Raw genomic sequence first — 11636 nt, forward strand, 5'->3', positions numbered from 1 at the left:
TGACTATCCGCAGCAAAAGCCCATCCTGCCGCACCGAGTCCAAAACCCGCCGTTGCGGCTATTACGGCGACAAGTATCTGCCGTGGCTGAAAACTGAATGAACGTAAAGGCATAAACGTAGGCTCCTAATTTTTTTCAGGATGATTTTTGTCCCAATGACGCAATATCTTCTCCACCAGAATGCTGGCTGGATAAGTGAAGAGGGCGATGCCTGCCAAAATAAGCAGTATTTCCAGGACGTCAGTCATCAGCATGGAACAGATCTGAGTTCCAACGAGTAATTACAGGAATGATTGCGAGTTGTTAGCGGCATCTTCAAGTCATGGTCACGGGTGCTGTACACGCGTCTTAAGACGCCTACTTTTCGCGGGAAGTTCCCAACAGCTCAACAGTAATGTGTGAGGCTTGGGGAACTTTCCCCACCATCATGACCTCTCAGCATAGCCATAAACTTTGTTAGCAGAGGCCGTTACGCCATTGTTGTTCCCTCATTTCATGGTTGTTACAGGCAGATTTGTATGAGTCCGAACGCCGTAAGAGCCGGTCGCTTCCGGGGTCGTTTGGCTTTGGCTATTGCCTTGCTGCTGCTGGCGTTTGTGTACCTGATCTGGCGCCTGGTCGATCTGGAGGTGCTGCATTATCAACGCTTCCGGCAAATGGCTCAGGCCAATCACACGGCCATTGTCCCGGTTGCTCCGGCACGCGGGCTGATTCTTGCCAGTCATGGCCAGATTCTCGCCGCCAACCATCCGCGCTATGTGCTCGAAATCATTCCTGACGAAACCGAACACCTGCATGCAACCCTGAAGCGCGTTAAGGAACTGTTTCCTGTTCCGAAAAAAAACATTGCGCATTTACTGCGGACACTGGATGACAAACCACCCTATATCCCCAGAATTCTGCTGCGCCGCATGAATGCCCAACAAATAGCTGCATTTTCGGTGCGCGATATGCAGTTTCCAGGAGTGCAAGTGGCCGCACAGTGGCATCGCTATTACCCCTACAAAACTCTATTTACTTCAGTAGTCGGTTATGTCGGACCGGTTAGCGCCCGAAATCTGAAAGGCTTTGATCCGCAAAAATACATTTACCGCCAATTTATTGGAGAAAATGGTCTGGAATATGCCTTTGAGCGCGAACTGCGTGGAAAATTCGGATATCAGATCAAAGAGGTAAATGCTTTGGGCGTGCCTGTGGCCAATTTGCGGAATATTGCGCCGACGCCGGGTGATAATCTCCTGACCAGTTTGCGCCTGCGGGTGCAGCGCGCCGTCGCAAGGGTAATGCGCCGCAATCATTTTCGTGGTGCGCTGGTGGCAGTTAATCCTAATAATGGCGCAGTCATTGCCAGCTATAGTAATCCCAGTTTCAATGCCAACTGGTTTGTGGGTGGAATCAGCGATGTCCATTGGCAGAGCCTGCTGCATGACAAGGGCCGCCCGCTGTTGAATCGAGTGGCGCAAGGGCTTTATCCTCCGGGATCCTGCATCAAGCCCTTTTATTCCATTGAAGCGCTGCAGGATCATGTTATTTCACCCGATTTTCACACCTACTGCCCCGGTTATATCCGCCTGGGGGGGCATATTTACTGGGACTGGTATCGCTCGGGCTTCGGTGAAACCGGGTTGACCAAGGCGCTGGCCTGGTCGGTAGATGTATTTTTTTACAAGCTGGCTATCAAAATGGGCATTCAACGTCAGGATGCGGCTCTCTGGCGTTTTGGCTTTGGTCACCCGGCGCCCATTGATACGCCCGGTAGCGCCAACGGTTTTGTGCCGACGCCGCGCTGGAAAGAAGCACATTTTCATCAGCCCTGGTACACCGGCGATTCGGTAATTTTGGGTATTGGACAAGGCTACTTGCTGGTGACACCACTGCAATTGGTGCGTGCCGTGTCAGCCATCGCCAACGGCGGATATTTACCCTCTCTGCATGTGGTGAGCGCATTCGTCAATCCGGAAACCGAGGTGCGACAGCCTCTGGCGATACCCTCTGCCAAAAATCTGCATATTCCTGCTTTTGCTTTACGGGCGGTTCGTAAGGGAATGACGGCCTGTGTGACGCGGGGAACCTGTAAAAGCATGGCAACACCCGGTTTGTCCATGGCCGGTAAAACCGGAACAGCCGAAGTGCCCATCGGTTATCAGGATGGTCGCACCATTTATAATGATGACTCTCTTTTCATTGGTTGGGCACCGCTCCATCATCCACAAATTGCTGTGGCGGCGGTGGTGGAAGATGGCGGGAACAATGCCTGGCAAGCGCTTCCGGTGGCCAAGGCGGCTATTTTGAGTGACTTGCGTCCCAAAATGAAATTGCGGGATTTCACCAATATTGTCGTGAACCCCGCCCAGGCTTTTGGCTGATCCATTTGAACTGTTCCCGATGATTATGGTCTACTGATATACTTGAAATATCAGTTACCCGAAAAGGAGTCACTATCATGTTTTATGCTACTTTTATTGTTCTGGGCGCTTTGTGGGTTGTTGCCATGTATGCGGGTATGCGGACTACTTTTGGTCCGGCCGACCCTGATGATAGCGAGCACAGTGCCTGATCTAATGAATGTTTCCGGCTTTTCGTCATCCTGTGTGTAAAGCTGATTCAACGCCTCATCTATTCGTTCGTTTATTAAAGACCTGTCAGGCTTTTTATTGCGTTTATTATGTCTGAAGGGTTAGTGTTGCTACGACACCGTTAACTCATACGTAAGAATAAAACCTGAGGAACTGCCATGATTCGAATTCCTGACGTAATGCGCCTGTCTTTGCGCCAGAGGTTGTTTCGATTCGTGGCCAAGGCTCGTGCGGTTTTATATCTGGATCACTGGTTTCCCCATATTCCTATGGCATTGGCGGTAGGTTTGCTGGGTGCTCTTGCTATTCTCAATGCGCTCCCTAATTTGCTGCGCGTTTTCCCGCAGCTTTCCGAATTAGCGCCTTCCACCAGCTTGACCCAGGCCCCTTTGCTTTCAGCGCTTGGCACGGTACCCGAAGCCGTACTGGGCATTGTCCTCTTGTTAATGGCTTTTGGTTTGCTGTTCCGCTCACGTTTTTCCTGGGCTATTACGCTGGTATTGGCAGGGGCAATGTTGGCCATGCTGCTCCACCATTACGGACTGGAGTGGAGCGGATTCACCATTTTCAACGCCATCATTCTCATTGCTTTGCTGTTGTTCCGCCGACATTTTGCACACTCCAGTGTGGCGGCAGGTACACTTTTCGCAGTTATCTCCATCTTGTTGTTGATGAGTTATGCGGTATTGGGTAGTTATGTGCTTGGTGCCGGTTTTTCACCACCCATTACCAATCTGGTCAGTGCCCTGTATTTCGCCGTGGTCACCATGTCGACGGTGGGTTATGGGGATATTGTTCCCAAAAGTACTGATGCCCGATTTTTCGTGATTTCCATTATTATTCTGGGTATTACGGTTTTTGCCACCTCTATATCTGCAGTGATTGTGCCGTTACTCAATGGTCGGATGCAGCGACTGCTCATGGGTGGTGAGAAACGCCATTATCGTAATCATTATTTGATTATTGGCGACAATATGCTGGCTCAAAATACCTATCGGGCGTTGCGCGCCCGCCATTTACGGACGCTGGTTCTGGTCCCTGCTCCTCCAGAAAACGAATGGATGGCCAATGAAGATTTAATGGTGGGTGATGCGACGGATCTGGAGGTATTGCGGCGGGCGGGTGCTGAGTGTGCCCTGGGTATTCTGGCCCTGCGGGTTATCGATAGTGAAAATGCTTTTATCATCCTGGCCGCCAAGGATTTGAATGTTTCCGGAAAAACCGTTGCCGCTGTTCAGGATGCCAAAAATCTTGAACGGTTACGTCAGATTGGTGCAGATCTGATTATTTCGCCCGATGTGCTTGGCGGAGAACTACTGGCCATGACCTTAAGTGGCGAGGAAATGCAGGGAGACACCATTATCAACAAATTGTTTGCCGCGAAAACGGAAGGAGCAGAAGCATGAGCGCATTTCTGGGTATCGGCATTGTGCTGCTGGCGCTGATTGGTCTGGGCATCGCCGCCTTGTTTATTCATTTTGTGGTCTGGTTACTGGCGGCGGTTCTCGGTTTGCTGATTTACTTCGTGCCGAGCGTGATTGCCGCTGCTCGTCATCATGAGCATTTTCTTTGGGTGTTGGTCCTCAATATCGTCCTGGGCTGGTCCGGCATTGCCTGGGTGGTACTGATCGTTTGGGCTATTCTGGGCGAACGACGCTTGCCGCCCCTGAACCGGGTAAGGGCTGACGCCTTTAACCCGCCTGTTCGCTGACCACAAAAGTGCCCAGACGCAAGCGCTCCAGGCTGGATGCGTAATTTTCGGGAGCGGCTGTCGGTGCCATGGGTCCGATTTTGATTTTGTAGAGACCGGCGGGACTGCTCGATGCAGCGCGTACCAGCTTGGCGGTGCTGATGCCAAAGTCCTGAAGTTTGCTGCGTTCACGAAGTGCCCTTTGCATACCCATCGCCTGGGCCGTTTCCAGATATACCTGCTCGACTTGCGGGCTTCTGTGCCAGCTACGCAGAACATGGGTTGTTGGCGGCGCAGGTGAAACAGAGGGCTGTGGCGCGAGCTGTGGTGCTGGTGTCGGCGGGGCCACCTGGGCCGTCACGGTCTGGAGCGCCGGGGTGCTGCTTGCGAAAGCCTGGTTGACTACTGCCGTCAGATTTCCCCGGGCATTTGCGGGAGGCGTGTAGGTGGGCAAGGGAATAGCTTTGGGGGCGGCCCGAGGAATAACCCGTTCTGGCGCTACAGATTGTGGTGCTGGAGATTGCGGTATTGCCCTTTGGGCGACCTGGACAATCTGCGGAGCCGGGACATTGGGACCGAAGGCGCTGGGGACTACCTGGATATGTACCCGGGAAGTCCCCCGATTGAGCATTCCCAGAGCATTGGCGGCACCCGCCGACAAGTCCATGATGCGACCGTCTACGAAGGGTCCTCGATCATCTACCAGCACCACGATGCTGCGACCATTTTCAAGATTGGTCACCCGCACGCAGGAAGGCAGGGGTAAGGTGCGACTCGCGGCTGACAGTTGCCGGGCATGGAAGGCCGTGCCCATAGCCGTTGTGTCGCTGGAAGATTGGCGGTCATACCAGGAGGCGACGCCGTTTTCAGAAAATCCTGAGACGTTGTGCATCGGGTGATACCATTGCCCGTCAATTTCATAGGGCTGATTGTAGGCAGCATTCAGGTCAGGCGTCGGCGCGTAACAGGACTGCCCGGTCGAATAGGCGGAGTTGTCCAAGGCTGATCCATAGCCGTTGCCTGAAGAATCATGCAGGTGGCCGGGCATGCTGGCACAGCCAGCCAGGGCCGCAACAGCCAGGGTAAAAGTCCCCAATCGGAAAAACGGGAATGCCTGCTTCAAGCGCATGAAAATGCATGACCTCTATAGTGTCGTTTCTGCCATTCTAGGGCAGAGTCTTCAGAAAGTTCAAGTTTGGCATTGGGTTGCCAAACTTTTCTCATGTGCATATAGAACAATATTTCAAATCCTGCCGTATTCCCGGAACTTTTTATCAGCACTGCCGTCTGATTCATGTTAAAACTCCATCAGAGTTCACTATGAATACTTTTGCCAGCAGGCAGTGCCCCGCTCATGACTGAGCCGTCAGTTAAAATATTACCTTCGGGTCGGGCACGCTGGTTGATGATTGTTCTTCTGCTCGGTTTTGCAGCCGTACTTGCCCGGGATTTGCGTTTGCAGCTATTGGAACACAAGACGTTAAGATCTCAAGGGCGCATGCGTTATTTGCGAACCTTACCGCTGCCCAGTGAGCGTGGCGTAATCACCGCCCGAAATGGCGAACCTTTAGCGGTCAATGTCAAAGCCGTCACTATCTGGGCCGACCCGGCCATTTTAGATAAACATCAAAATCATTGGGGCGCCATTGCTCAGATATTACATCTGAGTCCTGCCAGTTTTGCCGAACGGGTTGCCGGAGGTGGGGCAGATTATGCCTATATTCTCCGGCAGGTTCCCCCCGCATTGGGAAAAAAACTGGATGCACTGCAGGTTCCGGGTATTTATGTGCAAAATACCAGCCGCAGTTATTATCCGCTGGGTGCCGTCACTGCGCCGCTGTTAGGTATGGTCAACCTCCAGCATCAGGGCGGGACCGGACTGGAACTGGGCTACAATCAGTGGCTATCGGCGTATCCCGGCAAGGAACGGGTGCTTGAAGATGGTCATGGACAAATTGTGCATGTTGATAAAATTTTGCGCCTTCCCCGTGCCGGACATGCCCTGCAGCTTACCATCAATCCACAGATTCAATATTGGGCCTATATGGCCTTGCTGGCTGCCCAGCGTCATTTCGGGGCCAGTAACGGTTCGGCGGTGGTCATGGATGTACGGACCGGGCAGGTGCTCGCGATGGCCAGTGTCCCCAGTTGCAATCCCAATAATATCGGAAGTTGCAGTAATCCTATGGATTATGTGGATAACGCCGTACATCAGGCTTTTGAGCCCGGATCAGTGATTAAGCCTTTTGCCATTGCCGCCGCACTGGCTACGCATAGTGTGAGCCCAACGGCCCGTTTTAATGTGTTCCATCCCCTTTGGGTGGGCGGTTATCCGATTACCGATGATGTTCCTCATCACGTTTTGAATATTGAGCATATTCTCAAGTATTCCAGTTGTATTGGCACGGCCAAAATAGCCCTGAAGACGCCACGCAGGGATATTTATGCCATGTATCGGGCGGTGGGTTTTGGTGATGTTCCCGAGGTCGCATTGCCAGGAACGACTTCGGGCGTTTTGCCTGCCTGGGAAGGTTGGGGAAAAGCGCGCCACGCGACAATTTCTATTGGTTATGGAATCTCTGTGACTACCCTGCAATTGGCAGATGCTTATGCTGCCATCGCCAATGGGGGCTATCATATTCGTCCCGTTCTGGTGAAGGGCGAGCCGTTAGTCAAACGTCGGGTCATGCCTTTTTGGGTAGCCAACGATTTGCGACGCTGGTTACGCAGTGTGGCCGAGCCCAATGGTACCGGTATTCTTGCGGCGATTCCCGGTTATGCAGTAGCAGGCAAAACCGGTACGGCAGATTTAGCCAATGGCAAGGATGGTTTTTTTCATCATCGCACCAATGCGACTTTTGTGGGCTTTGCACCGGGGCGTGATCCACAACTGGTGATGGCGGTAACCCTGCGTGACAGCAATAAATTCTGGAATTTCGGAGGGGTCGAGGCAGCCCCGGTATTCCGGGTAACCATGGAGCATGCGTTGGAGCAACTGGATATTGGTCCAGAATGGTGCGGCAAATCGGTGTGTCGTTTGCGTGCGCCGAATATTACCACCGCACAGGCGGAAATCTGGTCGGAGGGCGGCGGAAACTAAGCACCCTGCTGCTTGGCCAGCTTATGTAATTCGTCCACCCAGTTTTGCAATTTACGTAAATCGTTTCTGACCAGAATTCCCATGATCAGACAGGAAAAAATCAGGACTCCCAAAGCCGTCCACCATAAAAATGTGGGCATCCCAAAAATCATGTTGACCAGAAACACTCCGGCAACCGGACCAAAAAGAAATACCGAAAGTAGCCATTCGCGCTGCAACACTTCGCGAATAGCCGATTTCCGCAAAATTTCCGGATGCAAGGCAATATGGGCATCAGCCAGACGCACCGCCACAATATGCCCCTGGCGGACCAGCAAATCTGCTTCGGTTCCGCTCGGTAGCGGCTCCATGCTTTGGCAAATGAGTGGGGTGACCGGAACGCCTGCTTCAAGCGGGTGAAACTGATAACTGCGAATGCTGCCCTCGCCCGAACTTAAAATGATGCCTGGCAGGGCGAGAGGGTGCTTGTAGAGGGTTTTTCCACCCTCAAGGTGCCCGCCGATATGTTCGATGGCGGGCATTGCGGATGGGGTATTCATCGCTGCTAAAGGCATAGACCTAGCGCGGTGTGCAGGTGTAACCCGCTGGACAGGCCGGAGGCTGCTGATACTGAGGCGCCGTTGGATTGCACACATAACCGGCCGGACAGGGGACACTGCCTTGGGGCGCTGCGTAATAGCCGGGTTGCGGGGCAGGTGCTTGCTGTTGCTGATTGGAAAGACCATATCCGGCCAATCCACCCAGGCCTGCGCCAATGGCAGCACCCGCGAGCGGTGAACCGGTCTGGTTGCCAATGACCGCGCCAGCTACGGCGCCGAGCAGGGAGCCACCGGCTGTATTGGCCGTGGTGCCATTGCTGGCATAAGGATTGTTCGCACAACCCGCAAGGATCAGGGGGAAAGTAGCCGCTATCAACCATTTAGCAGTTTTCATGAGTGTTCAGCTCCTCTAAGCGTTTAATCATAATAGGCCGAGTTCACAGTATGGGACAAAGTTACATGGTTGTGCCACTGTAGCCAAGTACCTACAGCAGGAGTCTGATGAAAAGCGAGGCATCGTAGATGGAGCATTGTTCCCCGGAATTTTCGGGTATATTGTACATCAAACCATCATTCTGATTAATGTCCGCTGTTTTTGGAGGGAATTTATGTCTTTTTCGTCACGCCTTGCGACTGTGTCTGTGGTTTTGGCTCTGGGGCTGAGCGGTTGTACGGCCAGTTGGGCGCCACAAGTCAATCCGGTGCCTTATTATACGTACTATCCGGCTTCGCTGGCGGTGGTCACGGCGGCTGCAGAAAAGGCTTTGCCCCAGGCAGGCATGCAATTCACCGGAGCTAAGCAAATCAGCCCGACCACCGTGGAAGTCCACGGCTATGATTCTGAGGGTAATGCTGTCCTTATTAATCTCACATCCAAGGGCGCTGCAGTTACCAAATTTTCAGCACGCATTGGCCTCTATGGACATCTTCAGGAAGTTCAACAAATAGAGCACTGGATGGGGCGCTACGTAGGGCAAGCTATTAGCAAGCCATAATATGCTTTTAAAGGATAACTTTGCCGGGATATTGATTGTTGTCGCAAATGGAATCATAGAGTTATGAATGATGCTCCCATAGAAAAAAAGGTTATTATTGCGGGGCATGTTGGTTCTGGTAAAACGACCGCCCTACAATCCATTTTCGGTGAAAATATGCTGAGTACGGATGCCAAGTATTCAGATGCGCTGCCTTCAGAAAAGAAAAAAACTACCACAGTAGCGATGGATTACGGAGTGGTTACCTGTCCTAAAACAGATTATCGCTTGCATTTATATGCCATTCCCGGGCAGGAACGATTTCAGTTTATGTGGGAAATTTTAGGCAAAAATACCGATGGGCTGGTTGTTCTGGTGGACGCCAAACGTCCTAATCCTATCGCTGCAATTCATCTCTATCTGGACAAGATTCTTCCTTATCTGAATCGCGCCGTTGTCGTCGTAGCACTGAATAAGCTGTCTTTGGATGAGCGAGACATGCTTAAAATGCCGCCTTACTTACGACATGGTGATCTTCGATTACGTCTGACTACTACGGATGCACAAGACCCGGAAGAGGTTTTTGCGCTGTTGCGCATGCTGCTGGATGAAATGATGTTGACAGTCAGCCTACAAAGCTGAATTTTTAAAATGTCTTATTTTTGCTTTCCCAAATAGGTGGCCATTTCCTGTGCAGGCATTGGTCGGGCAATGCGGTAACCCTGACCACGATCCGCTCCGCTGGTCTGCAAAAGTTGCAGGGTGATTTCATCTTCAATCCCCTCAGCGGTCACGGAAACGCCCAAGGCGTGGGCCATTTGTATCATGGCGCGGACCATATCCTGATGACGCTGGCTGCGCGTCATTGGAATAACAAAAGTATGATCAATTTTGATCTGGTTACATCCAAGTTCAAGCAGATATTGCAGGGCTGCAGGACCGGTCCCAAAATCGTCCAGTGCAAAACTCACTCCCAGGCTCTGACAGTCCTGGATTAATCGTGAGGTTTTGCCAATGTCCCGTAGGGCAATTCTTTCGACGAGTTCCAGACAGACCCGCTCTGGAAGTAGAGCCGGGCACATGTTCAGATTCGAGCGTAGTTCTTCGCAGAGTCGATGATTCTCAATCTGGCGGGCGGACAGGTTGATTTGAATGTCGAGTAGGAAGCCTTGTTCTGCCCATTGATTTCCCTGTCGGCACGCTTCCTGAATGACCCAGGCACCAATCCGTAGCATAGCCGGAGAGTTTTCGGCAATATCCATGAAACTGGCGGGTAGCAGCAAGCCCCTTTCGGGGTGCTGCCAACGAATCAGTGCTTCTGCAGCAACACACTGACCCGTATGCAAGTTGATGATGGGTTGCCAGTACAAAACAAATTCTTTCTGTTTTAAGGCGCGCTCCAGCTCGCCGCGTAAGCGTTGTGCGGTGCGACGGCGTTCGTCATCGTCGTGATCATAATAAACCCAGCAGTTGCCTCCTTGGCTCTTGGCCCGGTAGACCGCCTGATCGGCGTGATGAATGAGCTCCAGAACGGGAACTTCATCATGTGGATAAGTGGTGACTCCAGCACTGGCAGTGACACGGATTTGCTGGTGATCAATACCCATACGAATATTCAGGGCAATCAGCACGCGTTGTAAAATATCTTCCAGATCTCGACGACTGTGCAGATTTTCGAGGAGTAAAAGAAATTCATCCCCAGCCAGGCGAACAATGGTATCACTGGCGCGCAACACGTCTTGAAGACGCGTCACGATTTCGCGCAAGAGCCGGTCACCAGCCTGATGCCCCAGGTTGTCATTGGCTTCCTTGAAGCCGTCAATATCCAGCAGGGCCAGGGCTAAAGTACGCTGATCACGTTGTGCTCGGGCACAGGCGGTTTGGAGTCTTTCCTCCAGTTGATAGCGGTTGGGGACACCCGTGAGCGCATCCCGAGTGGCTATATGCTCCAGGTGCAGTTCCATGCTCATGCGGTACCAGGCCGCGCCAAGCATGTCGGCAAGCAGTTGGGCGAGCTGCAACTGCGCTTCGTTGACTACGGGAATTTTGGCCGTAAACCACGAAATGGCAAGAATGCCATTGGTTCCTTCGGGACCATGCACAGGAATGACCAGACTGGCTTTCAGCCCGGTAGCGATATATTCAGGCATGGCCGAGGAGTCTGCAGGATAATTGTCTACAAATACCGCCTGATCCAGTTGAATAGCCCGGCCACTGATGCCCTGATTATCGGGAAAAACATGGCTGGCCAACTCCGCATAAGCGGACGGCAAGCCGTGAAAAAATAAATAACGTAAATTATTGCCTTCACGAACAATGAAGGCGGCCCCTTCGGCCTGCAATTGTTCCGCAGCCAGTGCTGCAGTTTCTTCAAAGAAAGCGCTGAAGTCGTAAATCCGCGTGAGATGTTGCAGACGACTGATAATGGATTCCTGATTCATGGCGTCCTTTTTGAAAGTGTTACCCTAAAAAGGCGGGTGGCCTATAGGCTTTGCCGCGACTTTGTCCCGCGCCGTTGTTGTTCTTGGTGAAATCCTGCGCCCGTCAGGAGAGCCGTCTGAGCCCGCAGGGCGAGTTCTCTCCTGACAGCAGGATGAGCCTTAGAACAACAGGCAAGGGACATTGGAGCAAAAAGCCTATAGGCCACCCGCCTTTTTAGGGTAACACTTTCAAAAAGGACGCCATGAATCAGGAATCCATTATCAGTCGTCTGCAACATCTCACGCGGATTTACGACTTCAGCGCTTTCTTTGAAGA

13 protein-coding genes are annotated in these 11636 nt (G+C 52.2%); 6 read left to right on the plus strand and 7 right to left on the minus strand.

Annotation, left to right across the window (positions count from 1 at the left end):
• Positions 1-125: 125 nt before the first annotated feature.
• Positions 126-254, minus strand: a complete 129-nt coding sequence (locus tag HJG40_RS15225; protein ID WP_254892802.1) for a hypothetical protein — start codon at positions 252-254, stop codon at positions 126-128.
• 264 nt (positions 255-518) lie between these two features.
• Between HJG40_RS15225 and mrdA the strand changes: the two genes are divergently transcribed.
• From mrdA to HJG40_RS08315, 3 genes are all read left to right on the plus strand, one after another.
• Positions 519-2366 carry a penicillin-binding protein 2 gene (mrdA, locus tag HJG40_RS08305; RefSeq protein ID WP_215863756.1) on the plus strand — a complete coding sequence of 616 codons (1848 nt, stop codon included), beginning with the start codon at positions 519-521 and terminating at the stop codon, positions 2364-2366.
• Positions 2367-2734: 368 nt separating this feature from the next.
• Complete coding sequence (gene kch / locus HJG40_RS08310; RefSeq protein ID WP_215863757.1) at positions 2735-3982, plus strand: voltage-gated potassium channel protein; 1248 nt, start codon at positions 2735-2737, stop codon at positions 3980-3982.
• Entirely contained in the window at positions 3979-4287 is a 309-nt protein-coding gene (locus tag HJG40_RS08315) for a superinfection immunity protein (protein ID WP_215863758.1), read from the plus strand. The genes kch and HJG40_RS08315 overlap by 4 nt, the downstream gene beginning before the upstream one ends.
• On the opposite strand, the gene HJG40_RS08320 is transcribed toward HJG40_RS08315, so the two are convergent.
• A complete protein-coding gene (locus HJG40_RS08320; protein WP_215863759.1) occupies positions 4268-5395 on the minus strand; it encodes a septal ring lytic transglycosylase RlpA family protein in 1128 nt (375 codons plus the stop codon). The genes HJG40_RS08315 and HJG40_RS08320 overlap by 20 nt on opposite strands.
• Positions 5386-5562, minus strand: a complete 177-nt coding sequence (locus HJG40_RS08325; protein ID WP_215863760.1) for a hypothetical protein — start codon at positions 5560-5562, stop codon at positions 5386-5388. Before HJG40_RS08325 ends, HJG40_RS08320 begins: the two co-directional genes overlap by 10 nt.
• A gap of 58 nt (positions 5563-5620) precedes the next feature.
• On the opposite strand from HJG40_RS08325, the gene HJG40_RS08330 reads away from it, so the two are divergent.
• On the plus strand, positions 5621-7366 hold the full coding sequence (locus HJG40_RS08330; protein WP_215863761.1) for a peptidoglycan D,D-transpeptidase FtsI family protein: 1746 nt from the start codon (positions 5621-5623) through the stop codon (positions 7364-7366).
• On the opposite strand, the gene HJG40_RS08335 is transcribed toward HJG40_RS08330, so the two are convergent.
• Together HJG40_RS08335 and HJG40_RS08340 are read right to left on the minus strand one after the other, a co-directional pair.
• Positions 7363-7905: a hypothetical protein gene (locus HJG40_RS08335; protein ID WP_215863762.1), complete on the minus strand. Its 543-nt coding sequence runs from the start codon at positions 7903-7905 to the stop codon at positions 7363-7365. The two genes, HJG40_RS08330 and HJG40_RS08335, sit on opposite strands and share 4 nt — an antisense overlap.
• A 19-nt stretch (positions 7906-7924) precedes the next feature.
• Positions 7925-8299, minus strand: a complete 375-nt coding sequence (locus tag HJG40_RS08340) for a YMGG-like glycine zipper-containing protein (protein ID WP_193649448.1) — start codon at positions 8297-8299, stop codon at positions 7925-7927.
• A 214-nt stretch (positions 8300-8513) separates the two neighbouring features.
• Here HJG40_RS08340 and HJG40_RS08345 point away from each other — a divergent pair, with 214 nt between their 5' ends.
• Positions 8514-8900, plus strand: coding sequence for a hypothetical protein (locus HJG40_RS08345; RefSeq protein ID WP_010639271.1), 387 nt, complete (start codon positions 8514-8516; stop codon positions 8898-8900).
• A 63-nt stretch (positions 8901-8963) separates the two neighbouring features.
• Positions 8964-9521: a GTP-binding protein gene (locus HJG40_RS08350; protein WP_215863763.1), complete on the plus strand. Its 558-nt coding sequence runs from the start codon at positions 8964-8966 to the stop codon at positions 9519-9521.
• A gap of 14 nt (positions 9522-9535) precedes the next feature.
• On the opposite strand, the gene HJG40_RS08355 is transcribed toward HJG40_RS08350, so the two are convergent.
• Positions 9536-11320, minus strand: coding sequence for a putative bifunctional diguanylate cyclase/phosphodiesterase (locus HJG40_RS08355; protein ID WP_215863764.1), 1785 nt, complete (start codon positions 11318-11320; stop codon positions 9536-9538).
• Between the two features lie 41 nt (positions 11321-11361).
• Positions 11362-11636 (minus strand): hypothetical protein (locus HJG40_RS08360; protein ID WP_215863765.1); only part of this gene is annotated, 275 nt, incomplete at its 5' end.

Origin of the sequence: Acidithiobacillus concretivorus (genome assembly GCF_018853445.1) — a bacterium.
GTDB classification, from domain to species: Bacteria; Pseudomonadota; Gammaproteobacteria; order Acidithiobacillales; family Acidithiobacillaceae; genus Acidithiobacillus; species Acidithiobacillus concretivorus.

What these genes read in the sequence shown, in the direction of transcription:
- HJG40_RS08325 (WP_215863760.1), bottom strand. Translation starts at nt 5,562, where the DNA reads ATGAATCAGACGGCAGTGCTGATAAAAAGTTCCGGGAATACGGCAGGA.
- HJG40_RS08330 (WP_215863761.1), top strand. Translation starts at nt 5,621, where the DNA reads ATGACTGAGCCGTCAGTTAAAATATTACCTTCGGGTCGGGCACGCTGG.
- HJG40_RS08355 (WP_215863764.1), bottom strand. Translation starts at nt 11,320, where the DNA reads ATGAATCAGGAATCCATTATCAGTCGTCTGCAACATCTCACGCGGATT.
- kch (WP_215863757.1), top strand. Translation starts at nt 2,735, where the DNA reads ATGATTCGAATTCCTGACGTAATGCGCCTGTCTTTGCGCCAGAGGTTG.
- HJG40_RS08315 (WP_215863758.1), top strand. Translation starts at nt 3,979, where the DNA reads ATGAGCGCATTTCTGGGTATCGGCATTGTGCTGCTGGCGCTGATTGGT.
- HJG40_RS08335 (WP_215863762.1), bottom strand. Translation starts at nt 7,905, where the DNA reads ATGAATACCCCATCCGCAATGCCCGCCATCGAACATATCGGCGGGCAC.
- mrdA (WP_215863756.1), top strand. Translation starts at nt 519, where the DNA reads ATGAGTCCGAACGCCGTAAGAGCCGGTCGCTTCCGGGGTCGTTTGGCT.
- HJG40_RS15225 (WP_254892802.1), bottom strand. Translation starts at nt 254, where the DNA reads ATGCTGATGACTGACGTCCTGGAAATACTGCTTATTTTGGCAGGCATC.
- HJG40_RS08340 (WP_193649448.1), bottom strand. Translation starts at nt 8,299, where the DNA reads ATGAAAACTGCTAAATGGTTGATAGCGGCTACTTTCCCCCTGATCCTT.
- HJG40_RS08350 (WP_215863763.1), top strand. Translation starts at nt 8,964, where the DNA reads ATGAATGATGCTCCCATAGAAAAAAAGGTTATTATTGCGGGGCATGTT.
- HJG40_RS08320 (WP_215863759.1), bottom strand. Translation starts at nt 5,395, where the DNA reads ATGCGCTTGAAGCAGGCATTCCCGTTTTTCCGATTGGGGACTTTTACC.
- HJG40_RS08345 (WP_010639271.1), top strand. Translation starts at nt 8,514, where the DNA reads ATGTCTTTTTCGTCACGCCTTGCGACTGTGTCTGTGGTTTTGGCTCTG.